This is a genomic window from Rhodococcus yunnanensis NBRC 103083 (assembly GCF_001895005.1).
Lineage (GTDB): Bacteria > Actinomycetota > Actinomycetes > Mycobacteriales > Mycobacteriaceae > Rhodococcoides > Rhodococcoides yunnanense.
Genome location: NZ_BCXH01000011.1, coordinates 124767 through 151424, shown reverse-complemented (window position 1 = coordinate 151424; position 26658 = coordinate 124767). Strand labels below are relative to the sequence as shown.

Here is a 26658-nt window from a genome sequence, read left to right as displayed (position 1 = left end):
CGCAAAGATACCCCGTCGCCGCCGGCGAGATTCACCAAAAGCGCAATCGCAAAAGGAAAGTCAAAGCTTGGTCATCGGGACCCCACCGATGAGCATCATCTTCACACGCCCGGACGTACCGAAATCGACGAGTACCATCGCCGAGGTTCCTGACCCGGTGGACTCCAACACCGTTCCGAGGCCGTACTTGTCATGGTTGACTCTGTCCCCCACTGCGAGGACCAGAGTGTTGTTCTTGCGCGGCGCACCGAAGCTCGGCGTGGACGACGACTGTCGATCCCCATAACCGCCTCCCCCGAAACCGCCACCACCGAAGCCACCGCCACCGAAACCCGATCGGGGACGCCCTCCCCCGATGGCGCGCCCACCGCCGACGCCGGGATCCTCTCGCTTCCACTTCATCAACTCTTGCGGAATCTCCTGCAGGAAACGCGATTCCGGGTTGTTGATCGGCTGCCCCCACGCCGAGCGCATGATCGCCCGAGTGACGTAGAGACGATGGCGCGCACGAGTGATGCCGACATATGCAAGTCTGCGCTCCTCGGACAGCTCGTGCGGGTCGCCGAGTGCACGCATGTGTGGGAATTGACCGTCCTCCCAGCCCGTGACGAAGACGACCGGGAATTCCAATCCCTTGGCCGTGTGCAGCGTCATCAAGGTGACGACTCCCGTGCCGGAATCGGGGATCTGATCGGTGTCCGCGACGAGCGAGACTCGCTCGAGGAACGCCGCGAGGGATCCGGGTTCGGGGAGGCCCTCCTCGGGATCGGCTTCGCCGTCGGGTACCGACCGCTCGATACCTTCCGCTTCCAGCTCTGCCTCGACCGCCGCGAGGTTGCGTGCCTCGGAGGTGAATTCCCGTGCCACGCTGACGAGTTCGTTGAGGTTGTCCAGCCGCGCACCGTCCTGCGGATCGCTGCTGCCCTCGAGCTCGGCGCGGTAACCCGTGCGATCGAGCACCGCTTCGACGACGTCGCCGATGTCCGCGATGTCGTTGCCGTCGCCGTCGGTGGCCGTCAATACGGCCCGAAGCTCGTCGAGTAGCTCCAGGAACCCGCCGATCAGTTTCTGCGACCGCGAGTTGAGCAGCGCGACCTTGCCGTCAGCCGCGTCGTGCAGCGCCTGGGAGAAGCTCATGTCGCGTTGTTCGGCGTGCACCGCCACGCACGCCTCGGCGCGATCACCGATGCCACGCCGGGGCGTGTTGAGTATGCGACGCATACTCACGGTGTCGTCCTCGTTGGACAGCACACGGAGGTAGGCGACGATGTCGCGGACCTCCTTGCGCTCGTAGAACCGGACGCCGCCGACGACCTTGTACGGCAGTCCGAGCCTGATGAAGATCTCTTCGAGTGCTCGGGACGAGTTGTTGGTGCGGTAGAAGACCGCCACCTCGTCGTAGCGCACTCCTTCGCCGTCGACGAGTCGGTCGATCTCGGATGCGACGAACGATGCCTCGTCGTGCTCGTTGTCGGCGACGTAACCGACGATGAGCTCGCCTTCGCCGGAGTCGGTCCACAGACGCTTGTCGCGTCGGCCGGTGTTGCGAGAGATGACCGAGTTGGCCGCGGACAGAATGTTCTGTGTCGATCGGTAGTTCTGCTCGAGCAGAATGGTGCGCGCGTCCGGGTAGTCGCGCTCGAACTCCTCGATGTTGCGGATGGTGGCGCCGCGGAACGCGTAGATCGACTGATCTGCGTCACCGACGACGCACAGCTCACCCGGCTCGATGGTCCCCTCGAGGGCACCGTCGGCATCCGGGGTGCCCACCAGCTCACGCACGAGCATGTACTGGGCGTGGTTGGTGTCCTGGTACTCGTCGACGAGTACGTGACGGAACCGACGTCGGTAGTACTCGGCCACCTGGGGGAATGCCTGCAGCAACCCGACGGTCTCGCCGATCAGGTCGTCGAAGTCCAGTGCGTTGGCCGCACGAAGACGCAGCTGGTAGATGCCGTAGACCTGCGCCACGAGCTTCGGCAGCTCGACCATCTGCTTCTCCGCGTCCGCCGCGGCGTCCTCGGGTCCGACGAGCTCGTTCTTCAGGTTCGAGATCGCAGTCGCGAGCAGCCGTGCCGAGAACTTCTTCGTGTCGATCTGCAGGTCTTTGGAGATCATCGTCAGCAACCGTCGAGAATCGTCGGCGTCGTAGATCGAGAAGTTCGAGTTGAGGCCGGGAAGCAGCGATGCCTGACTTCGCAGGATGCGGACGCAGCTGGAGTGGAACGTCGAGACCCACATGCTGTTGGCGCGCGGTCCGACCAGGCCTGCGACACGCTCGCGCATCTCGGCGGCGGCCTTGTTGGTGAAGGTGATGGCCAGAACCTGACCTGGAGTGACACCACGCGCAGCCAGCAAATAGGCGATCCGACGCGTCAGAACCGCCGTCTTTCCCGAACCTGCGCCGGCCACGATGAGCAGCGGCGAACCCGAATGCACGACGGCCTCACGCTGCTGAGGGTTCAACCCCTCCAGAAGCGTCTCGGACTTGGACTTTCCTGGCACCGGTACATCCTGAAGATTCGTGTTCATCGCGCTACCAGATTACCGGCGGGGACCGACAGGAAGTTACCGGTGAGAAAGTACAACGAACATCCGACTTTCCAGGACGGTACACATAGGGCAAACTGGATCGGTGATCGAAACAGCCGTTCGTCGCCAACTCCTGTCCGCAGTCGAATGCTCGACGCCGGGGCAGGGGAATTGTCGATAGTTGTGTGCGCCCCGAGGTCCTCTCACGCACTGAGGATCCGGGGCCGTTCTATGTGACGCACTGTTTTATGTGACGCACTGCATATCGACACATCGATTCCGTGAGCGCTCGCGAATACGCGGTAGTAACGGTGTCGGACCAGGCAGCGATCCACGAAGTGACACGAGGAGAAGAAAATGGCATCTACCACCAAGATCGATTCCGAGACCCCGTTGCCCTCGACCGAGGCCGAGATCGACGAGCTTCGTCATGAGATCGACCGCCTCGACGCCGAGATCCTGGCCGCCATCCAGCGCCGCACCGAGGTTTCGCAGCTGATCGGCCGCACGCGTATGGCTTCCGGCGGACCTCGCATGGTTCACAGCCGTGAGATGAAGGTTCTCGACCGCTTCAGCAGCCTGGGCCAGGAAGGCCACACGCTCGCAATGCTTCTGCTTCGTCTCGGTCGCGGACGCCTCGGACGCTGACCCGACCACTCGTTGTGCATGAACGCTCATGCACAACGAGTTTTTTCGTCAGGTCAGAGCGATGTACTTGGTGTCGAGGTACTCTTCGATTCCTTCACTTCCACCTTCGCGTCCGAAGCCGGACGATTTCACTCCTCCGAACGGTGCAGCCGCGTCCGAGATCACTCCGCGGTTGACGCCCACCATTCCGCTGTCGATGGCGTCGGCGACACGTAGCGCACGGTCGAGGCTCGCGGTGTAGAAGTACGACGCCAACCCGAACTCGGTGTCGTTGGCAGCGTCGATTCCCTCTTGTTCGGTATCGAATCCGATGATCGGTGCCACCGGCCCGAACACCTCCTCCTTCAGGATCCGCGCGGTCGGCGGGACGTCGGTCAGCACGGTCGCCGGGTAGAAGTAGCCTTCTCCGCCCGGCGCTTCGCCGCCCAGAGCCACCGTGGCGCCTTCCTTGACCGCGTCCGCAACGAGTTCCTGCACCGTGCTCAGCTGATCCGCGTTGATCAGCGGTCCGAGCTTCGTCTCGGGGTCGATGCCCGGCCCGAGCGTGAAGGTCTTCATCTTCTCGACGAGCTTGGTGGTGAATTCTTCTCGAACGCTGTTGGCGACATGGAATCGGTTGGCCGCAGTACACGCTTCGCCGCCGTTGCGGAGCTTCGCGAGTATCGCGCCGTCGACGGCAGCATCGATGTCCGCGTCGTCGAACACGACGAATGGTGCATTGCCGCCGAGTTCCATCGACGTACGCAGCAGAGTGCCTGCAGACTGCTCGATGAGCTTCTTGCCCACCTCCGTCGAACCCGTGAACGTGAGCTTGCGCAGACGTGGATCCGAGAGCAGGGGTGCACTCACCGCCCTCGACGACGACGTGGTCAGGACCGACAGCACACCGTCGGGGAGTCCGATCTCGGCAAGGATCTGCGCGAGGAGCAGCATCGTCAACGGCGTCTCGCTTGCCGGCTTGACGATGATGGTGCAGCCGGCCGCCAGAGCGGGCCCGATCTTGCGGGTCCCCATCGCGAGCGGAAAGTTCCAGGGCGTGATCGCCAGTACCGGTCCCACGGGCACCTTGGTGACAAGAATTCGACCGTTGCCTGCCGGAGCCGGGGTGTAGCGACCACCGATCCGCACTGCTTCCTCGGCGAACCAGCGGAAGAACTCTGCGCCGTACTTGACCTCGGCCCTGGACTCGGCGATGGCTTTGCCCATCTCGAGTGTCATGACCTCGGCGATGTCGTCGGCGCGCTCGGTGATCTTCTCGAACGCCGCTCGAAGGAGTTCACCGCGTTCACGGGCAGGCGTGCTCGCCCAGGACTTCTGTGCACCGGCGGCTGCATCGATCGCTTTCGCGGCGTCGGCGGGGCTGGCGTCGGCGACGACGGCGATCGGTTTGCCGGTCGACGGGTCGTTGACTTCGAACGTGGCACCGTTCTCGGCGTCGACAGCATGGCCACCGATCCACAGCTTCGGTTGAATGGTTTCGATGATTGACTTGATTCCCATGCCTTCTAGTCTGCCCTGCCCGCATGGGTCGGCACCAGAAGACGCGCACAAGGGCGTCCCGCACATTAGGGTCGACAAATATGAGCGGCGACATCACAGGCAGCGAAGCCTGGAAAAATCTGAAACTACATCACGACTCCATCGGTGAAACCCACCTGCGTGATCTTTTCGCGGGTGACCCGAATCGCGGGCGCGAGTTCACCTTGGCCGCCGGAGATCTGCACATCGACTACAGCAAGCATCGGATCGACCGCGACACCGTGGCTCTGCTCGTCGAACTCGCACGCGCAGCGGATGTCGAAGGACATCGCGACGCCATGTTCGAGGGCAAGCACATCAACACCTCCGAGGACCGTGCTGTCCTGCACACCGCCCTGCGGCTCCCCGCCGATGCGACTCTCGAAGTCGACGGACAGAACGTGGTCGCCGATGTACACGAAGTACTCGCGCGCATGGGTGAGTTCACCGATCGCGTCCGCTCCGGTGAGTGGCTCGGCGCATCGGGTCAGAAGATCCGCACCGTCGTCAACATCGGAATCGGCGGCAGCGACCTCGGCCCCGTCATGGTCTACAAGGCATTGCGCCACTACGCCGACGCGGGCATCGACGCCAAGTTCGTCTCGAATGTCGACCCGGCAGATCTCGTCGCCGCACTGGACGGCCTCGATCCGGCGACAACGCTGTTCATCATCGCGTCGAAGACCTTCTCGACGCTCGAAACACTGACCAACGCGACCGGCGCGCGCCGATGGCTCACCGAGACACTCGGGGAGGACGCTGTTGCGAAGCATTTCGTCGCAGTGTCCACCAACGCCGAGCGTGTGTCCGAGTTCGGCATCGACACCGCCAACATGTTCGGCTTCTGGGATTGGGTCGGCGGACGCTACTCGGTCGACTCGGCAATCGGACTTTCGGTCATGGCAGTCATCGGCAAGGAGGCATTCGCCGAGTTCCTCGACGGTTTCCACCGCATCGACGAGCATTTCCGGACGACTCCGCTCGCCGAGAACGCACCGGTACTACTCGGGCTGATCGGGCTCTGGTACAGCAACTTCTTCGGCGCGGAAACCCGTGCGGTACTGCCGTACTCGAACGACCTGTCCCGATTCCCGGCGTACCTGCAGCAGTTGACCATGGAGTCGAACGGCAAGTCCGTCAAGGCCGACGGAACACCGGTCACCACCTCCACGGGTGAAATCTTCTGGGGCGAGCCGGGCACCAACGGCCAGCACGCCTTCTACCAGCTGCTGCACCAGGGCACCCGCCTCGTACCAGCGGACTTCATCGGGTTCGCCGAGCCGACCGACGATCTCCCGACCCGCGACGGCACCGGCAGCATGCACGATCTGCTGATGAGCAACTACTTCGCGCAGACGAAGGTCCTCGCGTTCGGCAAGACCGCAGAGGAGATCGCAGCGGAGGGAACAGCAGCCGACGTGGTACCGCACAAGGTGATGCCGGGCAACCGGCCGTCCACCTCGATCCTCGCGCCCAAGCTGACTCCGTCGGTCGTCGGCCAGCTGATCGCGCTCTACGAGCACCAGGTCTTCGTCGAAGGCGTCGTCTGGGGCGTCGACTCGTTCGACCAGTGGGGCGTCGAACTCGGCAAGACCCAGGCACTGGAGCTGACCCCTGTCCTCACCGACACGCAGGCCCCTGCGCCGCAATCCGATTCATCCACCGACGCACTGGTCCGCTGGTACCGCGACCAGCGAGGCCGGGCGAAGTAGCACTCCCGAAGCAGCACTCCCGAGTGGTCGATCCACTCCCCGTGTTGTGCCTCGACAGCGCACAACACGGGGAGTAAATCGGGCATAGGCAACACTTTTGGAGTCGATTAACCGCACCTCGGCCAATATAGTACGCCTATATAACTATTTGGCCGAGTGATTCCGGGGATATTGGTGACTACAGAGCACGAGCTCGATCTCGGTGACGTCGCGACGGTTCGCCGTCGCCTTCGCGTCGACCACGACCATCCGCGCTACAAGTGGATCACGCTGTCCAACACGACGTTGGGCGTGCTGATGGCGACGATCAACTCGTCGATCGTGATCATCTCCCTCCCCGCGATCTTCCGCGGAATTCACCTCGATCCGCTGGCTGCGGGCAACGTCAGCTACCTGCTGTGGCTCCTCATGGGGTTCCTGTTGGCGTCCGCGGTATTCGTCGTGACGTTCGGCCGGATGGGTGACATCTACGGCCGCGTCAAGGTCTACAACCTCGGATTCGTGGTGTTCACCGCGTCCTCGGTGCTGCTGTGCTTCGACTTCTTCGACCAGGGCGCGGGCGCACTGTGGCTCATCGGCTGGCGAGTGGTCCAGGGCGTCGGCGGTGCGATGCTGATGGCCAACTCGACCGCCATCCTCACCGACGCGTTCCCGTCGCGCCAACGCGGCATGGCACTGGGCATCAACCAGGTCGCGGCCGTCGCCGGTTCGTTCCTCGGTCTCATCATCGGCGGTGTTCTGTCCGAATGGGATTGGCGCGCGGTGTTCTGGGTGAGCGTGCCGCTCGGCCTGCTCGGCACGCTGTGGTCGTACAAGTCGCTGCACGAGTTGGGCCAGCGCGGCACCGGCACGATCGACTGGCTCGGTACCGTCACGTTCGCCGTCGGGCTGACCGCCCTGCTCACCGGCATCACCTACGGCATCCAGCCCTACGGGGATTCGACGACGGGGTGGAGCAATCCGTGGGTCCTCGCCGCGGTCTTCGGCGGTCTCGCGGTGCTGGGACTGTTCTGCTGGGTGGAATCGGTGGTCGCACAGCCGATGTTCCATCTGGCCCTGTTCAAGAACCGTGCGTTCGGGTTCGGCAACCTGGCGGGGCTCATGGCATCCGTCGGACGCGGCGGCCTGCAGTTCATGCTGATCATCTGGCTGCAGGGAATCTGGCTGCCGCTGCACGGATTCGACTACGAGTCGACGCCGCTGTGGGCAGGCATCTACCTGCTCCCTCTCACCGTTGGATTCCTCGCTGCAGGACCGATCTCGGGCATTCTGTCGGACCGCTTCGGTGCCCGTCCGTTCGCCACCGGCGGATCGCTGCTCGTCGCCGCGACGTTCCTGCTCATGCTCGTGATTCCGGTCGACTTCGACTACTGGGTGTTCGCGCTACTGGTGTTCCTCAACGGGGTCGGATCGGGCCTGTTCTCCTCCCCGAACACCGCGGCCATCATGTCGAGCGTGCCCGCCGATCAGCGCGGCGCCGCGTCGGGAATGCGCGCTACCTTCTTCAACTCCGGGACTGCGTTGTCGATCGGAATCTTCTTCTCGCTCATGATCATCGGCCTCTCGACCACTCTTCCGGACGCCATGCTCGAAGGCCTGACCGCGCAGGGCGTCCCGTCCGACATCGCGCAGAACGTCGCCGCGTTGCCGCCGGTGGGAAGCCTGTTCGCGGCCTTCCTGGGATTCAATCCGATCCAGGAACTCCTCGGCGCATCGGGGACTCTCGGTCAGCCGGGCGTGAACTCCGACGTGCTGGTGGGCCAGTCCTTCTTCCCGAACCTCATCTCGGGTCCGTTCCATTCCGGTCTGATCGTGGTGTTCGTCGCCGCAGCCGCGATGATGATCATCGGCGCCATCGCGTCCGCCTTGGCAGGCGGCCGCTACGTCCACGACGAGCGCGAGGAGCTCGCCGAGGCCGCGAAGGTCGACGCCTGAGACCGATCTACAGCGGCACGCGAGCCAAGACCGCTGCCGTGTCCACTCCGGTGGGCAATGTGCCGAAGGCTCCGCCCCAGTCCTCGCCGAGCCTGCTGGCGCAGAAGGCATCGGCCACGGCCGGATCCCCGTGTCGGACCAGCAGCGAACCCTGGAACACGAGAGCCATGAGCTCGACGACGCGTCGTGCGCGGTATTCGATGTCGGAATGATCGGCCAACTCCTTCCCGACGCGGGAGATGGCGTCGTCGAGGCGTGAGTCGGCACCGGATGCGAGTCCGACCTCGGTGAAGTACGCATCGACGCTGTCCGGCTGCTTGAGAAGTGCGCGCAGCGAATCGAGCGCGGCGACGTTGCCCGATCCTTCCCAGATGGACATCAGTGGCGACTCGCGGAACAACCGCGGCATGCCCGATTCCTCGACATAGCCGTTGCCACCGAGGCATTCGAGCGCTTCGGCAGCATGCGAGGGCGCACGCTTGCAGACCCAGTACTTGCTGACGGCCAAGGCAATCCGTCGCAGCGAGGTCTCCTGTTCGTCGCCGTGCGCGGCCCGGTCGGTGGCGCCTGCGAGTCGCATCATCACCGTCGTCGCAGCCTCGGACTCGATGATCAAGTCCGACAGTACGTTCCGCATCAGCGGTTGATCGACGAGCGCCGCGCCGAATGCGGCGCGGTGCCGTGCATGATGAACGGCTCGCACGGTGGCGTTGCGAATGCCCGCGGCGGATCCGATGACGCAGTCGAGCCTGGTCATGTTCACCATGTCGATGATCGTGGGGACGCCGCGGCCCTCCTCCCCGATCAGCCAGCCCGTCGCTCCCTGGTACTCGAGCTCGCCCGACGCGTTGGACTTGTTCCCGAGCTTGTCCTTGAGTCGTTGCAGCGCAATACGATTGCGACTGCCGTCGGGAAGTACACGGGGCAGCAGGAAGCACGACAGCCCGCCGGGCGCCTGCGCCAGCGTGAGAAACATGTCCGACATCGGAGCCGACGTGAACCACTTGTGTCCGACGATCGAATAGCTACCGTCGGAGCACGGAACGGCCTTCGTCGTGTTGGCCCGGACGTCGGAGCCGCCTTGCTTCTCCGTCATCGACATTCCGGCGATGAGGCCACGTTTCTCGGTGGGCACACGCAGCCCGAAATCGTAGTGCCTCGACGCCAACAACGGCTCGTACAGCGCGGCGAGCGTCGGATTGTGGCGCAGCGCAGGCACAGCGGCGTACGTCATCGAGATCGGACACATGTGTCCGGCGTCCGCCTGCCCCCAGGCGTAGAACTTGGCGGCGCGCGCAACGTGCGCGCCGGGGCGGTCACACTGCCACGGCGTCGCGTGCAATCCGTTGGCGACGGCGACCGCCATCAGGTCGTGCCAGTGCGGATGGAACTCGACCTCGTCGATGCGGTTGCCGTATCGATCATGTGTGTGCAGTACGGGTGGATACTCGTTGGCAAGCCGACCCCACTGCTGAACCTCGACGCTTCCGGCGAGATCGCCGAGTTCACGGAGTTCGCCGAGGGCCCACTGCGCCCCGTGGCGCTCCAGCCCTTCCAGTAGCGACGAGTCCTCCGACGTGTCGTACGGCAGCAGGTCCGGCACCTGATTGAACACCTCGTGTGTAGCGGGGAAAGTCATCAGCGAACTCCTAACGAGCGGAGGGCGAAGGCGACGAGGTCTGGAACCACGTCCGGCCCCGGCGTGCGATCAGGACTCAGCGGCCCGACGAGAACCTCCCCGACCGCGCCGACGAGTCCGGCGGCCGCGAGGTCGACATTCTGCTCCGGTAGGTCCCCGGATGCGACGCCTGCCGAGATGGCCCCGGCTATCGCGTCGGTGAAGCTGCGGCGAAACACCAGCCGTTCCGCGTCGACGGCTGGATCGACGGGCTCGGCCAGTAGGGCGTATGCCATCGTGCGGTTCTTCATGGCTCGGCCGGCGAACGTCTCGACGATCGCGGTGACCCGCTCGACGACGTTTCCCGAACTCCCCGCGGCGGCGACGGCCCGAACCTCGCGGCCGCTCACCTCCCTGAAGATCGCTACCACCAGGTCGGACTTGTTCTCGAAGTGCGTGTACACGCTGCCGGCAGACACCCCGGCTGCGGCGGCGACGGTTGCGATGGACAGACCTCGGTACCCCTGTGTGGACAGCACCTCGATGGCGGACGCGAAGAGTTTCTCGCGCCCGGCGTCGAGACGAGCTTGCACGGCCGTTGTGCGGCGGTACGGCATGGGAAGAATTGAAGCATTGATTCATTGCTTCAGGCAAGACCTCGTGAGTACCGTCGAACCCATGCCAGTCAGGATCGAACGCTCCGGACCTGTCACCACCGTCGTCTTGTCGCGGCCCGAGTCGCGTAACGCCGTCGACGGACCGACCGCGACCGAACTCGTCGCAGCATTCGAGGAGTTCGACGCCGACGAGAACGCGGCCGTCGCGGTTCTGTGGGGCGAGGGCGGCACCTTCTGCTCCGGCGCCGATCTGAAAGCGCTCGGGACCGACCGTTCCAATCACGCGACCGAACACGGTGACGGCCCCATGGGTCCGACACGCATGCGGTTGTCGAAACCCGTGATCGCGGCGGTGTCCGGGTTCGCAGTCGCCGGCGGACTCGAACTCGCACTGTGGTGCGATCTCCGAATCATCGAGAGCAACAGCACGTTCGGAGTCTTCTGCCGCCGATGGGGTGTTCCGCTGATCGACGGCGGCACGGTCAGGCTGCCGAGACTGATCGGCAGCTCACGCGCAATGGACCTGATCCTCACCGGCCGTGCCGTGGACGCCGACGAAGCGCTCGCGATCGGACTCGCCAATCGGGTGGTTCCCGTCGGGCATGCCCGTGCCGAGGCCGAAGCACTCGCCGCGCAACTGGCGACGCTTCCGCAGACGTGCATGCGCCAGGACCGACTGTCGCTTCTCGAACAGGACGGACTCGACGAAGAGGCAGCCATCGCGAACGAGTTTCGGCGCGGCGCAGTCTCCATGGCAGCCGACGCGCTCGGCGGGGCGCAGGCATTCGCGTCGGGCGCCGGTAGGCACGGTACAGGGGCGCCGTGACCTCGGACCGACTGTCCGTCATCGACGAGATCTTCCTGCGCACGCATCGCGGGTACGGACTGCCGATAGTTCTGCAGGGCCTGCTGCGTAGCGACGAGACCATCGCGCGCGTGGAACTTGCTGCCGCACATGCCAATCTGTCGATGGGTTTACTGGGACGAAAGGTGGTGACGCCCTCCATTCCCGGTGCTCGACGACGGTGGGCCCCGAACAGCGAATCACTTCCCCTCGCGTTCGAGGATTCTCGACTTGCCGAATCCGAGTTGCTCGACTGGGCCGACGCGCAGGCCGATGTGGATCTCGATCCCGAGTACGGTCCGGGATGGCGGTTGTCCTCGACCACCACCGACAACGGTGGAACGCTAGCATCACTCGTCTGTTCGCATGCACTCGCCGACGCTGCGGGCCTGATCTCGGCCGCGGTGCTCGCGTTCGGGGGAACTGCTCCGCAGCACCATCTTTCGCACCACAGCTCCGATCTCCTGGACGCAGTGCGACTCGGCACCTCCGTCACGGCGAGGTCGCTGCGCGCGGTGGCCGGGCTGACGCTTCACGCCGAATCGCGCCGTGAACTGACCGCCTTTCTGAGGGCGCCGAAAAAGATCGAGTCTCACTCCGCCGTCGTCACCACCGCGGTGTTCGACATCGACGGTGCGATGACCAACGCCGAGTTCATTTCCCTCGTCAGCGGCATCGCCGTCGAACTCGGCCATCGGTCGCCGGTGACGGTGAACGTGCCGTTCCGTTCGAGTACGCCTGGTGCCAACGGAATCGGTATGGCAACCATCGAGGTGTCGCCCGGCGAGACCGTGGCCGACATCGGAGCCGCCTGCAAGGCCGCGTTCACCGGTCCCGCCGGTGCCCCGAGCGGTTTCCCCGCCGAAGCCGTTCAGCTGTTGCCCGATCGTGTGGCCGCATCGCTCACTGCGGGCCCCGGCAGCGCACCGGTGCTGTGTTCGAACATCGGGAAACTCCCCGCAGCGATCTACTCGATCGGACCACACCGAGCGAGGACGGTGGCGACCAGGGCGATGCATCCTGGCGCCGAAGGCACTGCCACCGTCAATTCACTCTCGGCCTACCTGGCGTCGACGGGTACGACGTCGACCCTCTCGCTCGTCGGGACCGACGCACAGCTGGCCCCGACGTCGGACGCGCTGCGAGATGGGGCACAGTCCGTTCTGACACGCAGGCGTCTCGATGCTCGATCCTGGAGATAGGGCTACCGTGAACACATGAGCGAGAACGACATCTACAGCAAGATCGAACAACTGGTCGCCACCGAACACAAGCTGCGTACGCAGTCCGAGGCCGGCGACATCGACCCCGCCGACGAGAAGGCGCAACTCGCGTCCATCGAGCACGCGCTCGATCAGTGCTGGGACCTCCTGCGTCAGCGCCGCGCCCGCAAGGACGCAGGCCAATCCCCCGACGACGCGAAGGTCAACAGCGTCGAACAGGTCGAGCACTACCTGCAGTAGACGTCAGACGAGCCGGTTCGAGATCGCGGTGGGCAGGAAGCGCAGCGCGAGGTCGATCCCCTGCCACTTCAGGCCGGGCAGAGCCACACGCCTGGACTCCTTCTCGATGGCGGTGACCATTGCGGTGACGCCGACATCGAGAGTGGCTGTCAGCGAGGAGTTGTCGCCCGCCTTGGCCGACATGTCGGTGGCGATGAACCCGGGCAACAAAGTCGTGACGGCGATGTGCGTTCTGGCGAGCTCGGTCGACAACGCCTCACCGAGAGCCGCGACGCCCGCCTTGCTCGCCGAATAGACCGCCTTCGGCCCCGGCAGTCCTCGGTCTGCGCTGATCGAGGACACGAGCACCAGATGCCCGTATTTTTGTCGACGGAAAATCTCGAGTGCGGCTTCGGACTGCGAGAGTGCGCCCACGAAGTTGGTTCGAGCGGTCGCGAGGTTCGCATCGGCGCGGCCGGTACCGATCTTCGCGCCCTTGCCCAAGCCTGCGTTGACCACGATGCGGTCGAGTCCGCCGAGTTCTTCCTCCAGCTCGCCGAAGACGCGCGCGACGGCGTTGTGGTCGGTGACGTCGAGAGCCCTGATCGCCACGCTGATGCCCGGGTTCTTCGCGAGCAGATCGTCCCGCAGAACCTCGAGCCGATCCAGCCGCCGCGCACACAGCGCGAGGTTGCGACCCATGGCTGCGAATCGCCGCGCCATTTCCTCCCCGAGACCCGAACTCGCGCCGGTGATCAAAATGTTCTTCCTCGTCTGCCCCATGGCCGACGAGCCTATGCCACTCTGGAGTGATGACCATGGACAGTAGCGACGAATTCGATGTCATCGTGATCGGCGGCGGCCCCGTTGGCGAGAACGCGGCGAGCTACGCCATTGCCGGAAGCGACCGTACGGCCGTCATCGTCGAACACGAGCTGGTCGGCGGCGAATGCTCGTACTGGGCGTGCATGCCCAGCAAGTCGCTCCTCCGCCCTGGCCAGGTGCTCGACACCGCGCGAAACATGCCAGGTGTCCAGGAGCTGGTCGGCGACAAGCCTCTCGATGTCGAGGCCGTGCTTGCGCGCCGGGAATCGTTCACGCATGCGCTCGACGACTCCTCCCAGGTGAAGTGGGCCGAATCCGCAGGCATCTCCGTCGTTCGCGGGCACGGCCGCATCTCGGGTGAGAAGACGGTCGACGTCGACGGCCGCACCCTGACGGCCAGGCATGCGGTCGTCCTCGCCACCGGCACCACGGCATCGGTGCCGAACACACCCGGCCTGCGCGATGCGCTCCCCTGGATCTCACGTGACGCCACCAACCTGCACGAGGTTCCCCGACGCGTCGCGATCATCGGCGGAGGTGTCGTCGCCTGCGAAAGCGCGACGTGGCTGCTGTCCTTGGGCGCCGAGGTGACGATGATCGTGCGCGGGTCCGCGTTGCTGGCCAATGCCGAACCGTTCGCGAGCGAACTGGTCGCGACGGCATTGCGTGATCGTGGTGCGACGATTCTGTTCCACGCCGATCTGCAGAGCGTCTCGCGGCCGGGCGCACAGGACACCGGAATCGGCAAGATCCACGGCGGCGCAGCACACTTGACGGTCGGCGGCGAGACGATCACCGTCGACGAGATCGTCGTGGCGGCGGGCAGGAAGCCGGCGAGCAGCGACGTCGGACTGTCGGCGGTCGGACTGGAGGACGGCAAGTTCGTCGAGACCGACGACCACCTTCAGGTACCGGGCCTCGACTGGCTGTACGCCACGGGCGATGTCAACGGCCGAGCCCAGTTGACGCACATGGGCAAGTACCAAGCCCGCGTCACCGGCGACGTCATCGCCGCACGGGCCGACGGAAGACCCCTGAGCGGCAAGCGATTCTCGGCCACCGCAGATCATCGACAGGTACCTCAGGTGGTGTTCACACCGCTCGAAGTGGCGTCCGTCGGGCAGACCGAGAAGCAGGCACGTGACGCAGGCGTCGACGTCGAGATTCTCGGAGTCGACATCGCGGTCGCCGGATCCTCGCTGCAGCAGGACGACTACTCGGGGCACGCGCAGTTGATCGTCGACAAGGGAACCGACACCCTCGTCGGCGCATCCTTCGTCGGGCCGGGTGTTGCCGAGTTGGTGCATGCCGCAACAGTTGCCGTCGTCGGCAAGGTGACGCTCGACGACCTGTGGCACGCCGTACCGTCGTACCCCACTGTCAGTGAAGTATGGCTGCGCCTGTTGGAGTCGCGTCGCGAGTGAGCCGTTACCGGAGATGACCCGCTGCGATACCGGCATACAACTCCGGTTCGCGGCGCTTCATACGGACAGCCACCAGCACGCCCGCGACTGCCGCCACCACCAGCACGACCGGGACGGCGTTGACCACGGCCGAGTCCGAGCCGGTGAGTGTGCTGTAGTGCGTGCCGGCCAGCACCAATCCCGTTGTCAGGCCGACGAACCCGACACCCGGTGCAATTCCGGTGCGCCACAGCGATCGGTCGTCGCGCCGCCAGAAGAATGCAAGCACCGACAGAGCCGCGGCCGCCTGCAGCGCGATGACACCCAACGTGCCGAGTCCGATCGCGCCCGCCGCGACAACGAGGTACGGGTCGGCGCCGAAGAGCGCGAACACCACCAGGGCTGCTGCGCACACCGAAGACACCGTCATGCTGCCGATGTGCGGGCTGAAGTGTTTCGCGTGGAACCGGCCCAGTACCTCCGGCAGCACTCTTTCTCGCCCCAGCGCGAACAGGTAGCGACTTGCCGCGTTGTGCACCGCAAGATACGACGCGAGCACGCTCGTACACAGCAGCACCGCGGTACCGTCGTACAGGATCGTTCCGCCGTACTCGCGAGCGAGAGTGAAGAGCAGGTTGCCCAGTTCGCTCTGGGCCAGGGCCGGTGCGTCGACGCCGCCGGCCGCACCGACGATGATCCAGCTCGTCAGGACGTAGAACACGGCGATCGTCGACACGGCGATGTAGGTGGCCCGCGGAATGCTCCGTTTCGGGTCCTTGGTCTCCTCGCCGTAGAGCGCCGCAGATTCGAAGCCGATGAAACTCGAGAACGCGAACATCAATGCGATTCCGAGCGAACCGGAGAACACCTGTGCGGGAGCGAACGATTCGAGGGGCAGTGCCGCGGAACCTTTCTGCCCGACGACGAGGACGTCGAACATCGTGAGGAACGCGAATTCGGCGACCATCAGTGTGCCGAGGACCTTCGCCGACAGATCAGCGTTGCGGAACCCAAGGCACGCAACGATGATGACCGCGACCGCGGTGAACACCCACCACGGCACGTCCGGGCCCGAGTCGAGAACCACGAGATGGGTGAAGTACCCGAACGCCGCAGCGAGACCGCACGCCAGCGAGGTGTATGCGAGCACCGCCACGTACGCAGCCGCAACGCCGGGTGGCTTTCCCAGCGCGAGTCCGACGTAAGTGTAGAACGCACCGGTGTTGACCACCTGCTGACTCATCGCCGCGAAACCCACCGAGAAACACATCAGCACGATGCCGCTGATGGCGAACGCCGCGGGCAGACCTGCACCGTTGCCGCGGATCAGCGCGAGGGGGACGTTGCCGATCATCGCGGCCATCGGGGCGGCCGCTGCGACGACGAGGAACACCACGCGTCCGGTGGTCAGTGTTCGACGCTCGTTCACCGGTTGCCGTACGTCTCGAACGCCCCGAGCTGTGACCAGTCCGGCCAGGTCAGCTCCCACAGTCGGTGGATCAACCCGTCGACGAACGTTGCGATGAACAACACCTCGATGCGCGTCGGCGACTCATTCGGCCGAGCCGTGGTGATCCACATCCGCCCAGCCACCCGGTCCGTTGCCTCCACCCACGCGTCCTCGTCGTACTCGAGGTCGTAGGTGATCTCGGTTGCGTAGACGGTGCGGTGACCTCGGTCGAACTCCGCGTACGTCTGCGTGGCACCGTTGGTGACGAGTTCGAAATCCGGGTGGTAGTACCGCGGCACCGCGTCGGCGTTCTTCGCGACCACCATGACGGAAAACATCTCGCGCAGCTTGTCGATAGCCATGTGTGGGAAGTTACGCCTGCGCGGGCCACAATGACGGCATGGAAACGCAACGGGGGTTCGAGCGGCTCGTCAACTTCAGTGATGCGGTGGTCGCGATCGCGGCCACTCTGCTGATTCTGCCGCTGGTGGACATCGCCGGACCGACAGAGGGAATGACCACGTGGGAACTCATCGCCGAGCACGGTGCCGAGATCTTCGCGTTCGTCCTCAGCTTCGTGGTGATCTTCAGGCTCTGGCTCACTCACCACCGCATCTTCAGCGACCTGATCGGGTACACGAAGACTTTGGCATGGGCCAACTTCGTCTGGCTGCTCAGCATCGTGTTCCTGCCCTTCCCGACCAAACTCATCGCCGAGAAGGAGGGATTCGATCCGAGCGCGTCGTCGCTGTACGTCGGGACCATCGCGGTATCGGTGATCGCGATCTTCCTCATCGAACTCGTCATCGAGTACAACCCCGACATCGCTCCCTACAACTCCGGCCGTAGCCTGCTCGGCGGCTCCATCACGGCAATTCTGATGCTGGTGGCATTCGTGTTGTCGTTCACCGTCGTCGGATTGTGGTCGTTGCTGGCGCTCGCTCTGGAGTCACCTGTCCACCGCCTGATCGATCGGCGCAGAGGTTAGCTTCGGGCGTACCGATACCGAGCGCAAATCCAGCGCGTCTATCGAGGGTCGGACCACGCTTGCGGGTTGACCGCGTGCGGCGGTGGTGTGCCGGTGACCATCGCTGCGGCGTTCTCCGCGCACAGCCGCGCCATCTCCGACCGCACGGCCACCGTGGCACTGCCGACGTGCGGCAACAGGACGGTGTTCGGTAGCCCCGCCAGACCGGGCGCGAGCGCAGGTTCGGCCTCGTAGACGTCCAGACCGGCACCCGCGATGACCTTCTCGCGCAATGCCGTCACCAACGCCGCCTCGTCGACGACCGGCCCGCGTGCGGTATTGATCAGAATCGCCGAGTTCTTCATCGCGTGCAACACCCGCACGTCGACCAGATGATGGGTCGACTCGCTCAGCGGAACATGAAGCGACAGAAAGTCACTCGTCTCCACCAACTCGTCCCACGACACATGGTCGACGCGGCCTGCGAACTCACCCAGCTCCGTCTCGCTCACCTCCCGGTCGGACGGCGGACGTGGGCAGAACTTGACGGTCATGCCGAACCCGAGGGCACGGCGGGCCGTCGCGCGAGCGATACGCCCGAATCCGGCGAGTCCGAGAACGCGACCCGAGACATCGCTGCCGAGCATGAGCTCGGGCTCCCATCCGGTGAATGCGCCTGCGCGAACGAAGTTGTCCGCTTCGATCACGCGACGGGCCGTCGAGAGCATCAGCAGCAGCGCAACATCCGCCGTCGAATCGGTCAGCACACCGGGAGTGTTCGCGACGGTGATGCCCCGTGCCGTCGCCGCCGCGATGTCGATGTTGTCGAATCCGACTGCGTAGTTGGAGATTCCGGTGAGCCTTGCCGAGGCAAGGAGTTCTGCGTCGAAGCGATCTCGCAATTGCGAGACGACGACGGCGTACTTGCCCGACGCACACTTCTCGAACAGGCCCGCATGATCGAGCGAAATCACCTCGACCTCTCCCGCGGCCGCGAGAATCTCCATGCCGGGGTCGGGAATCGGAGTCGTGACGAGAATGCGGCTCATACGACCCACTCGAACACGGAATTTCGGTCTCTGCTCGAGCGTGCTCCCTCGACGGTTTTCGAGCGCATGGGCTCGCCCAGCTCGGCGAGTAGTTTCTCGGAGATGTCGACCATGGTTGCCAGCGTATCGGGTCGGAACCAGTCGGGTCGGACCGCGAACAGGATGTCCTCGCTGGAGGTGTTGCCGCTGGCACCGGGGGCGAACGGGCATCCGCCGAGTCCGCCGAGGGAACCGTCGACCATCGTGGCACCTGCGGTGATCGCCGCGAGCGTGTTCGCGACTCCGAGGCCCCACGTGTCATGGCCGTGAAACACGATGCGCCGCTTCGGTGATTCGCGGTCGACAAGGGCGACGAGCGAGGCCACCTGGGCCGGTACGGCCTGGCCGAGGGTGTCGCAGATGACGATGTCGGTTGCGCCCTGGGCACGGTCGTCGTTCGCGATGGCCAGCACGCGTTCCTGCGGCACGCGGCCTTCGAACGGGCACGTGAAAGACGTCGCGATGCACAGCTGGATCTGCCCGTCGACGCTGCGAGTGATGTCGACGGCGTCGGGCATCGCGGCGAGAGAGTCCTCGGTGGATCGGCCGATGTTGGCCTTGTTGTGGGAGTCCGACGCCGAGAAGCAGTACTGGAAATTGCGCGCACCTGCAGCTGCGGCCTTGTCGATGTGTCGGGGCGTCGCGACCCAGACCCAGCATTTCTCCAGTTCCTCGGCCGTCAGTTCGGCAATGACCTCGAGCGTGTTCGCCATGGGCGGCACCAGATCTCCGCGAGCCATCGAACCGATCTCCAACGCGGGCACTCCTGCCGCCAGCAGACTCCGAGCGAGACCGAGCTTGCGATCGGTGGGGAGCATCTTGCCGGTCAACTGCAAGCCGTCGCGCAACGTCACATCGCGCAGCTGCGCCTTCGGTTCGAACTCGTACATCAGGCGTCCTTCCTGCCCAGAAGATCTCGCAGTACTTCGCTCGTGTGCTCGCCGAGGTCGGGGCCGACCGATCTGATCGGAATCGACTTACCCCCGATGACCGGGACGATGCCGACGAAACCGACGTCGGTGGGCTCGTCGGCCCCGGTGTCGACCGAGAAGGTCTGAATCATGTCTCTCGACGCGTACTGCGCGTCGGCGACGACGTCGGCTGCGGTGTAGATCGGCCCCGACGGCACACCCGCCGCATCGAGTTGCTTCAATGCGTCGTCGCGCGAACGCATTCCGGTCCACGCGCTGATCGCCGCGTCCAGCTCGTCCCGTCGCGTCCAGCGACCGGCATTGGTGGCGAGTTCGGGATCGGCACCGAGGTCGGGACGCCCGATGGTGTCCATGTAGCGCTGGAAGATCGCATCGCCGTTGCCCGCGACGACGACGGACCTACCGTCGTTGCACAGGTAGGCGTTGGACGGCGCGATACCTTCCATGCGGCCGCCGGTGCGTTCGCGCTCGACGCCATAGGCCAGATAATCGGGGATCAGTGATTCCATCATCGACAGAATCGATTCGTTGAGTGCGACGTCGATCGACCGCTGTTCCAGAGGCAGCCCGCCCTTGGCCGTCTGACGCTGGAAAAGAGCCATGGCACAACCGAATGCGGCGTACAGGCCGGCGATCGAGTCGCCGATCGAGACACCGACCCGAACCGGTGGGCGGTCGGGATCACCGACGAGATTGCGGAAGCCGCCGTAGGACTCGGCGACCGCGGCGAAACCTGGACGTTGCGACATCGGCCCGGTCTGCCCGAACGCCGAGATCCGCGTGACGATCAGATCCGGGTTCTTGACGCTGAGCGTCTCCGGCGAGAGCCCCCATTTCTCCAGGGTGCCCGGCCGGAAGTTCTCCAACACGATGTCGCACTTGGCGGCGAGATCGATGACGTCCTGTCTCCCCTGCTCGGTGCGAAGATCGAGCACGATGGACTTCTTGTTGCGATTGATCGTGCGATACAGCATCGAGGTGGTGCCCGAGTACAAGCGCCAGTTGCGAATTTCGTCACCGGTCCCCGGACGCTCGACCTTGATGACCTCGGCTCCGAAATCCGCCAACATTCGGGCGGCTGTCGGTGCGGCGATGTAGTTTCCGAGCTCGAGCACGCGAACACCGCTCAGCGGTAAGGACATCGGCTTCCTTCCTGTACGTGTGGAATTTCGGTATTCACGGGAGACGGTGGTCACGAGACTCGTTTTTCACGGACTCGGTATCGACCGAACATCCCTTCAGTGTGCCCTTCGTGCTCTGGCCCATCAACGACTGCAGCTGCACGAACGTACGAACGAGCTCGGCCTGCCGCTCACTCCGCCACTTTCAGGGGTTGCGCCCGCTTCACCTGCGCGCCCGCTCGGGAGACATCGAGTTCGACGGGCGATCGCACCGTCACCGTGCCGACACGCAGGATGCCGTCGGTCAGCGGCTCCGCGCGGAGCCCACCTCGCCCGATCAACGCCTTGCGGGCGCCGTCGACCACCATCGTGTCCATCCAGACGCACGGATGCGCAGGCCGCCCGCCGCGGAACCGGACCGGACCGTCGCCCGAATCCAGTTCGAATTCGAGGCCGCGCAGCGGGTCGAGCTCCACCCCGCGCACGACGACGTTGCGCCTGGCCACGGACGTGTCGGGCATGTCGGTGGACAGCACGCCCCCGACGGCCTCCCAGGCTTCGACGGCAAGAAATGTCACCGCGGCCTCCGTGTGTGCCTTCACCCCGAAGAACCGATCTCCGCGTATGCCCTTGTTCGCGACGATCTCCACTCGATCGACCAGATCGGTCGAGACGTCCTTCGCAGGCCCGTCCTTCGACCGCCCGAAATACGCATGTGCAGGCGAGACGAGAAGCTGGAGAATCTCGGCGCGGTACTCGAAAGCCATGCCGAGCATTCTGCCCCGAGCGAAGACCTACCCGGCGGTAAGTTGCTTCCGTACACTTTCCGACATGTCTGTGAACACCAGAGTTGCGACACTCGACGGAGTCGTCGAAGGCAAGGTCGTCGGTGAGCTCGTCACGTGGAGGGGCATCCCGTATGCGGCGCCCCCGATCGGGCCGCTCCGATTGCGCGCTCCGCAGCCTGCGACGCCGTGGAAGGGTGTTCGCGACGCGACCGAGTGGGGCAACGCCTCGGCGCAGCACAAGCGCGGAACGATGGTGTCGATCGGCAAGTACCAACCCACCAGTGAAGACTGCTTGACGCTCAACGTCCTCGCGCCCGGTCGGCCCAGCGCAACACCGCGCCCGGTCATGGTGTTCATCCACGGCGGCGCGTACACGCTCGGCACGTCGGCGACCCCGCTGTACGGCGGCGGTTCATTGGTACGCCGGTCGCTCGAGGACAGCGACGGCATCATCTACGTGTCCATCAACTACCGGCTCGGCGCGCTGGGCTACCTCGACCTGACTCAGTTCTCCGGTCCGAGTCGCCAGTTCGACTCCAATCTCGGTCTGCGAGATCAGGTTGCCGCTCTCGAATGGGTTCAGCTCAACATCGGCCAGTTCGGTGGGGACCCGGAGAACGTGACGATCTTCGGGGAATCGGCTGGAGGTAATGCCGTCACGACTCTGCTGACGACTCCCGCTGCCGAAGGACTGTTCGCGCAGGCCATCGCCGAGAGCTCGGCTCCCGGCATGGTCGCGACCCACGAGAATGCGACACAGTGGGCACGCGAGTTCCTCGACTTCCTGGGCGACGGCGGCGATGCAGCACACGCACTCGACACCGCGGACGTGACCCAACTCGGCCGCGCAGGAACGAAGCTCGGCGCGGCGGTGTCGGCGCGCACCCCAGGCCTGTTCCCGTTCGGGCCCGTCGTCGACGGCGAGTTCCTCCCACAGAACCCACTCGACGCCTACATCGGTGGCTCCGCGCACCCGGTTCCTCTGATCATCGGAACGAACTCCCGCGAGGGCACGCTGTTCCCCAAGGTGCTCGACGCGCTTCCCACCAACCCCGAACGCATCGACAAGTTGTTCTCGCTCACCGATCCGGCAGCCAAGAACGTTGTCACCGAGGCATATCCGGGATACCCAGGTGAGGCCGCTGCCATCGACATCGGCGGCGACTTCACATTCTGGAAACCGTCGCTCGAAGTGGCGGAGGCACATTCGCGTCGAGCACCCACTTACAGCTACCGATACGATTTCGCTCCACGCGTCATGAAATGGCTCGGACTCGATGCCACTCACGGATTCGAACTCTTCGCAGTCTTCGGCATCAGCGGCACCACCTTCGGAAAGTTGATGACCGTGCCCGGAGGTCGCAAGGCCTTCGCGGACGTGACCGAGAAGGTGCAATCGCAGTGGCTGCAGTTCGCCACCACCGGAGCGCCGCTGGAGTCGTGGCCCAAGTACGACGAACACGCACGCGAGACGCTCGTCTTCGATACTCGAACCCGCGTGCAGCGCGATCCCAGGCGCGACCGCCGTCGAGCGTGGGAAGGCTACCGCGGCTACGCGAGCCAGAAGACCGAGCCGACAGAGACCTCGGTCATTTGAGCAGGCGCGACATCCGGCGGTCGGCGAGGATCTTGCCGCCGGTCTGACACGTCGCGCAGTACTGGAACGAGCGCTCGGCGTACGAGACTTCGCGGACGGGGTCGCCGCACACCGGGCATGGAAGCCCCGTGCGAGCATGCACCCGCATACCCGAACGCTTTTCGCCTTTCAGGCGCGCGGCGTCCTGTCCTTCGGAACGGGTCACTGCGTCGAGCAGAACTTCCCGCATCGCCCGATAGAGAACCGACACCGACTCGGCATCGAGCTTGCTCGAGGACGCGAACGGCGACAACTTCGCCACGTGCAGAATCTCGTCGGAATAAGCGTTGCCGATTCCTGCGAGGAGGGACTGGTCGACCAGGGACGTCTTGAGCCGGGCCGTCGTACCCCCGAGAATCTCGGCGAACTCCGATTCGGTGACGACAAGAGCGTCGGGACCGAGGCGCGCAACACCCGGCACCTGCTGGGGATCGTGTACCACCCAGACCGCGAGCCGCTTCTTGGTTCCGGCCTCGGTGAGGTCGAAGGCAGGCGTGAGCCCCTCGGGTGTGAAGAAGTGGACCCGCAGTGCCAACGGCCCCTTCCCCGGTTTCGGTGGGGCCGTGCTCGGGTTGTCCGTCCAGCGCAGCCATCCGCCCCGCGACAGGTGCGTGATGAGCCACAGATCCCCCGCCTGCAGCGCGAGATGCTTGCCGAATCTGGCCGCGTCGGTGACATCACGGCCCTGCAGTTCGGAAATCGGGGGGTCGAACGTTTTCAACACGCTCAGAGCCGCGATGTCGATACGGCCGATCACGGATCCGACAGCGTGCTCGCGTAGGAACCCGGCGAGCGCTTCGACCTCGGGTAGTTCGGGCATGCCCCCCATTATGCGGATGCAGCGCATGCACACGCATGTTGTCGACGCACTACACTCGGTCACCGTGATGGTTCCTACCCCGTACGAGGACCTGCTGCGTCATGTTCTCGAGACCGGCACCGCCAAATCCGACCGCACGGGCACAGGCACGACCAGTGTCTTCGGTCATCAGATGCGCTTCGACCTGTCCGAGGGTTTTCCGCTGATCACCACCAAGAAGGTGCATCTGAAGTCCATCGTCTACGAGTTGCTCTGGTTCCTGCGTGGCGAGTCCAACGTGAAGTGGTTGCAGGAACACAAGGTCAGCATCTGGGACGAGTGGGCCGATCCGGACGGCGAGCTCGGACCGGTATACGGCGTGCAGTGGCGTTCGTGGCCCACCCCGTCCGGCGAGCACATCGACCAGATCACCCAGGTTCTCGGGACGCTGCGCAGCGATCCTGATTCGCGTCGCATGATCGTCTCGTCGTGGAACGTCGCCGACATTCCGCAGATGGCGCTCGCCCCGTGCCATGCGTTCTTCCAGTTCTACGTCGCCGACGGCAAACTCTCGTGCCAGCTGTACCAGCGCAGCGCGGATCTGTTCCTCGGCGTGCCGTTCAACATCGCGAGCTACGCGTTGCTGACGCACATGGTCGCGGCACAGGTGGGCCTGGAGGTGGGCGACTTCGTCTGGACCGGCGGCGACTGCCACATCTACGACAACCATCGCGACCAGGTCACCGAACAGTTGACGCGTGAGGCGTACCCGTACCCGAAGCTCCAACTGGCGCACCGTGATTCGATCTTCGAGTACACATTCGAGGACATCGAGATCGTCGATTATCAGCACCATCCGGCCATCAAGGCCCCGGTAGCGGTATGACTCCGAACGTCGGCCTGATCTGGGCGCAGACCGTCGGCGGGGCAATCGGCGACGCCGGGTCGATCCCCTGGCGCGTCCCCGAGGACACTGCGCACTTCAAGGCCATGACACTGCATCATCCGGTGATCATGGGCCGCAAGACGTGGGATTCCCTGCCCCCCAGGTTTCGGCCGCTGCCGGGTCGTCGGAACATCGTCGTCACGCGCAACACGACGTGGCGCGCCGACGGCGCAGAGCCTGTCTCGAGCCTGGAGGACGGACTCGTGGCAGCATCCGACGCGGAGATGGTCTGGGTCATCGGTGGCGGCGAAATCTACCGCGCCGCACTGCCGTTCGCGACCGAGCTTCAGGTGACCGAAATCGACCTGCAGATCGACGGGGACACCGCGGCACCGGCCGTTCCGGACGGGTGGACGTCGGTGGCAGGCGAGTGGCAGACAAGCAGCAACGAGAACATTCGCTACCGCTTCGTCCAGTACGGCAAGGCTTACCAAACTCTCTGATTCACACGGACTTTCGGTCAGTCCGCTCTCCGCGCATGCGTCGGTGAGCCATACTGGGCCCATGGACAAGAAGTCACTCACAGCCCTTGCCCGACAACAGCTCAAACTTGCCGTGGGCGCGTCCAGTGGCCGTAGTTCGCAGACCGTGTACGGCGGCCATCAACGGCATCTTCGTCAGACCGTCGTTGCACTGGTCGCAGGCAACAAGTTGGCCGAACACGATCTCTCGGGTGAATCCACAGTCCTCGTTCTGAGCGGTCAGCTCATGCTGGTCAGTGGCGAGAAATCCTGGAAGGGCTCGGCGGGCGACCTTCTGGTCGTGCCCGACGCGCGGCACAGCGTCGAGGCGCTCGAAGATGTCGCCTTCCTACTGACCGTGGCTGTCTAACGCACCACCATCACCGGGCAGTCCGCGGTGTGGATGAGCGCATAGCTCGTCGACCCGAGCAGCATTCCGGTGAATCCGCCGCGACCTCGATTGCCGACGACGATCAGCGAGGCTTGCTCCGACAGCTGGCTCAGCACTCGGACCGGACGATCCTGGGCGACGATCCGCCGTACCTCGACGTCGGGATACTTCTCCTGCCATCCCGCCAGGCTTTCGGCAAGCACGGCTTCTTCCGACACGGCGATGGACTCCCAGTCCCGCGGCACCCCGGAGACCTGCGCGAGACTCACGTCCGACCAGACGTGCACGGCGATCAGGGGCGAGTTGCGTTGCGCTGCTTCGTCGAACGCAGCGGCGACCGCCGATTGCCCCTGCGCCGAACCGTCGATGCCGACGACGACCGGGCCGTACGTCGGCGGGAGGCCGTCGATGCTGCGGCCTCGTACGACGACGACGGGTGAGGAGCCGTGGGCACTCAACGCTACGGCCGCCGAACCGATGACCCCCGAATCGGACTCGCCCAACCCGCTTGCACCGAGAACGATCGATTCGCTACCCGCGGATTCGGCCATCAGAACTTCGACGACCTTGCCGTCCGCTGCCTCCACGACTACGTCGAACTGTCCCTGATCGACGGATTCTGCAGCCAGAATTTCCGCCGCGGCCACTCGTGCCTCTGCCACCGCGCGGAACTCGATCCTGTCCTCGTCGGAAAGATGGTGTGGCGGGTCGACCGCGATGACGATCCGCAACGTCCACCCGCGCGACGCGGCGGCCTGCGCGGCCCAGACGACGGCGCGATTGGCCGATTCGGAACCGTCGATTCCGACGACGATGGTGTGCGAGCCTGTCACGAGTGCACCTCCGGTCGATGGCGACGAGAACCGACCGAGGAAGACGACCACCGATTGCGGCATCGGCATGTCCTACGCCATTGCCCCCGAGCATGATTCCGCCGACGCGGTGCTCGCAATCGGAAAATCGACCGAACCCGCCCGATGTCCCG

Annotated in this window: 25 protein-coding genes; 12 read left to right on the top strand and 13 right to left on the bottom strand. The window is 64.8% G+C overall.

The annotated features are described in order from the left end of the window. Positions 1–60: 60 nt before the first annotated feature. Positions 61–2532 carry a UvrD-helicase domain-containing protein gene (locus RY1_RS18110; protein WP_072805387.1) on the bottom strand — a complete coding sequence of 824 codons (2472 nt, stop codon included), beginning with the start codon at positions 2530–2532 and terminating at the stop codon, positions 61–63. Positions 2533–2889: 357 nt separating this feature from the next. On the opposite strand from RY1_RS18110, the gene RY1_RS18105 reads away from it, so the two are divergent. Then, the gene (locus tag RY1_RS18105; protein ID WP_072805386.1) at positions 2890–3180 is read left to right on the top strand and encodes a chorismate mutase; all 291 of its coding nucleotides are present in this window, start codon (positions 2890–2892) and stop codon (positions 3178–3180) included. 48 nt (positions 3181–3228) lie between these two features. On the opposite strand, the gene RY1_RS18100 is transcribed toward RY1_RS18105, so the two are convergent. After that, the gene (locus tag RY1_RS18100; RefSeq protein ID WP_072805385.1) at positions 3229–4680 is read right to left on the bottom strand and encodes an NAD-dependent succinate-semialdehyde dehydrogenase; all 1452 of its coding nucleotides are present in this window, start codon (positions 4678–4680) and stop codon (positions 3229–3231) included. A gap of 80 nt (positions 4681–4760) precedes the next feature. On the opposite strand from RY1_RS18100, the gene pgi reads away from it, so the two are divergent. Together pgi and RY1_RS18090 are read left to right on the top strand one after the other, a co-directional pair. Further along, a complete protein-coding gene (gene pgi / locus RY1_RS18095) occupies positions 4761–6410 on the top strand; it encodes a glucose-6-phosphate isomerase (protein ID WP_072805384.1) in 1650 nt (549 codons plus the stop codon). Between the two features lie 174 nt (positions 6411–6584). Beyond that, positions 6585–8345: an MFS transporter gene (locus RY1_RS18090; RefSeq protein ID WP_072805383.1), complete on the top strand. Its 1761-nt coding sequence runs from the start codon at positions 6585–6587 to the stop codon at positions 8343–8345. 7 nt (positions 8346–8352) lie between these two features. On the opposite strand, the gene RY1_RS18085 is transcribed toward RY1_RS18090, so the two are convergent. Continuing rightward, positions 8353–9984 (bottom strand): acyl-CoA dehydrogenase family protein, encoded by a 1632-nt coding sequence (locus RY1_RS18085; RefSeq protein ID WP_072805382.1) that lies wholly within the window; start codon positions 9982–9984, stop codon positions 8353–8355. Continuing rightward, the gene (locus tag RY1_RS18080; protein ID WP_072805381.1) at positions 9984–10580 is read right to left on the bottom strand and encodes a TetR/AcrR family transcriptional regulator; all 597 of its coding nucleotides are present in this window, start codon (positions 10578–10580) and stop codon (positions 9984–9986) included. Before RY1_RS18080 ends, RY1_RS18085 begins: the two co-directional genes overlap by 1 nt. Positions 10581–10641: 61 nt before the next feature. On the opposite strand from RY1_RS18080, the gene RY1_RS18075 reads away from it, so the two are divergent. Genes RY1_RS18075 through RY1_RS18065 form a run of 3 tightly spaced genes read left to right on the top strand, consistent with a single transcriptional unit; the run spans position 10642 to position 12887 of the window. Beyond that, the gene (locus tag RY1_RS18075; protein ID WP_072805379.1) at positions 10642–11406 is read left to right on the top strand and encodes a crotonase/enoyl-CoA hydratase family protein; all 765 of its coding nucleotides are present in this window, start codon (positions 10642–10644) and stop codon (positions 11404–11406) included. After that, a complete protein-coding gene (locus RY1_RS18070; RefSeq protein WP_072805378.1) occupies positions 11403–12626 on the top strand; it encodes a hypothetical protein in 1224 nt (407 codons plus the stop codon). The genes RY1_RS18075 and RY1_RS18070 overlap by 4 nt, the downstream gene beginning before the upstream one ends. 15 nt (positions 12627–12641) lie before the next feature. Beyond that, entirely contained in the window at positions 12642–12887 is a 246-nt protein-coding gene (locus tag RY1_RS18065; protein ID WP_072805376.1) for a DUF2630 family protein, read from the top strand. Between the two features lie 3 nt (positions 12888–12890). Here RY1_RS18065 and RY1_RS18060 read toward each other — a convergent pair whose 3' ends face one another. Then, entirely contained in the window at positions 12891–13649 is a 759-nt protein-coding gene (locus tag RY1_RS18060; protein WP_072805375.1) for an SDR family oxidoreductase, read from the bottom strand. Positions 13650–13678: 29 nt separating this feature from the next. Between RY1_RS18060 and RY1_RS18055 the strand changes: the two genes are divergently transcribed. Beyond that, the gene (locus RY1_RS18055; RefSeq protein WP_072805374.1) at positions 13679–15115 is read left to right on the top strand and encodes a dihydrolipoyl dehydrogenase family protein; all 1437 of its coding nucleotides are present in this window, start codon (positions 13679–13681) and stop codon (positions 15113–15115) included. Positions 15116–15119: 4 nt separating this feature from the next. Here RY1_RS18055 and RY1_RS18050 read toward each other — a convergent pair whose 3' ends face one another. Together RY1_RS18050 and RY1_RS18045 are read right to left on the bottom strand one after the other, a co-directional pair. Next, positions 15120–16523, bottom strand: a complete 1404-nt coding sequence (locus RY1_RS18050; protein WP_072805373.1) for an APC family permease — start codon at positions 16521–16523, stop codon at positions 15120–15122. Beyond that, complete coding sequence (locus RY1_RS18045) at positions 16520–16906, bottom strand: nuclear transport factor 2 family protein (protein ID WP_072805372.1); 387 nt, start codon at positions 16904–16906, stop codon at positions 16520–16522. The genes RY1_RS18050 and RY1_RS18045 overlap by 4 nt, the downstream gene beginning before the upstream one ends. A 38-nt stretch (positions 16907–16944) precedes the next feature. Here RY1_RS18045 and RY1_RS18040 point away from each other — a divergent pair, with 38 nt between their 5' ends. Continuing rightward, positions 16945–17532, top strand: coding sequence for a TMEM175 family protein (locus RY1_RS18040; protein ID WP_072805470.1), 588 nt, complete (start codon positions 16945–16947; stop codon positions 17530–17532). 38 nt (positions 17533–17570) lie between these two features. Here the strand turns inward: RY1_RS18040 and RY1_RS18035 are convergent, their stop codons facing one another. The 4 genes from RY1_RS18035 to RY1_RS18020 form a co-directional block, all read right to left on the bottom strand. Beyond that, positions 17571–18560 (bottom strand): 2-hydroxyacid dehydrogenase, encoded by a 990-nt coding sequence (locus tag RY1_RS18035; RefSeq protein WP_072805371.1) that lies wholly within the window; start codon positions 18558–18560, stop codon positions 17571–17573. Continuing rightward, positions 18557–19492, bottom strand: a complete 936-nt coding sequence (locus RY1_RS18030) for a hydroxymethylglutaryl-CoA lyase-like TIM-barrel protein (RefSeq protein WP_174565416.1) — start codon at positions 19490–19492, stop codon at positions 18557–18559. The genes RY1_RS18035 and RY1_RS18030 overlap by 4 nt, the downstream gene beginning before the upstream one ends. Further along, entirely contained in the window at positions 19489–20673 is a 1185-nt protein-coding gene (locus RY1_RS18025; protein ID WP_072805369.1) for a CaiB/BaiF CoA transferase family protein, read from the bottom strand. The genes RY1_RS18030 and RY1_RS18025 overlap by 4 nt, the downstream gene beginning before the upstream one ends. Positions 20674–20843: 170 nt before the next feature. After that, on the bottom strand, positions 20844–21419 hold the full coding sequence (locus tag RY1_RS18020) for a molybdenum cofactor biosysynthesis protein (RefSeq protein WP_072805469.1): 576 nt from the start codon (positions 21417–21419) through the stop codon (positions 20844–20846). A 64-nt stretch (positions 21420–21483) separates the two neighbouring features. On the opposite strand from RY1_RS18020, the gene RY1_RS18015 reads away from it, so the two are divergent. Beyond that, on the top strand, positions 21484–23037 hold the full coding sequence (locus RY1_RS18015) for a carboxylesterase/lipase family protein (RefSeq protein WP_072805368.1): 1554 nt from the start codon (positions 21484–21486) through the stop codon (positions 23035–23037). Here RY1_RS18015 and RY1_RS18010 read toward each other — a convergent pair. Further along, entirely contained in the window at positions 23030–23896 is an 867-nt protein-coding gene (locus RY1_RS18010) for an Fpg/Nei family DNA glycosylase (protein WP_072805468.1), read from the bottom strand. The genes RY1_RS18015 and RY1_RS18010 overlap by 8 nt on opposite strands. A 64-nt stretch (positions 23897–23960) precedes the next feature. Between RY1_RS18010 and RY1_RS18005 the strand changes: the two genes are divergently transcribed. The 3 genes from RY1_RS18005 (at position 23961) to RY1_RS17995 (ending at position 25652) form a co-directional block, all read left to right on the top strand. Next, entirely contained in the window at positions 23961–24761 is an 801-nt protein-coding gene (locus RY1_RS18005; RefSeq protein ID WP_072805467.1) for a thymidylate synthase, read from the top strand. Then, positions 24758–25264: a dihydrofolate reductase gene (locus RY1_RS18000; RefSeq protein WP_072805367.1), complete on the top strand. Its 507-nt coding sequence runs from the start codon at positions 24758–24760 to the stop codon at positions 25262–25264. Before RY1_RS18005 ends, RY1_RS18000 begins: the two co-directional genes overlap by 4 nt. A 61-nt stretch (positions 25265–25325) precedes the next feature. Then, positions 25326–25652 (top strand): cupin domain-containing protein, encoded by a 327-nt coding sequence (locus tag RY1_RS17995; RefSeq protein ID WP_072805366.1) that lies wholly within the window; start codon positions 25326–25328, stop codon positions 25650–25652. Here RY1_RS17995 and RY1_RS17990 read toward each other — a convergent pair. Further along, complete coding sequence (locus RY1_RS17990) at positions 25649–26506, bottom strand: universal stress protein (protein ID WP_072805466.1); 858 nt, start codon at positions 26504–26506, stop codon at positions 25649–25651. The genes RY1_RS17995 and RY1_RS17990 overlap by 4 nt on opposite strands. Between the last annotated feature and the right edge of the window lie 152 nt (positions 26507–26658).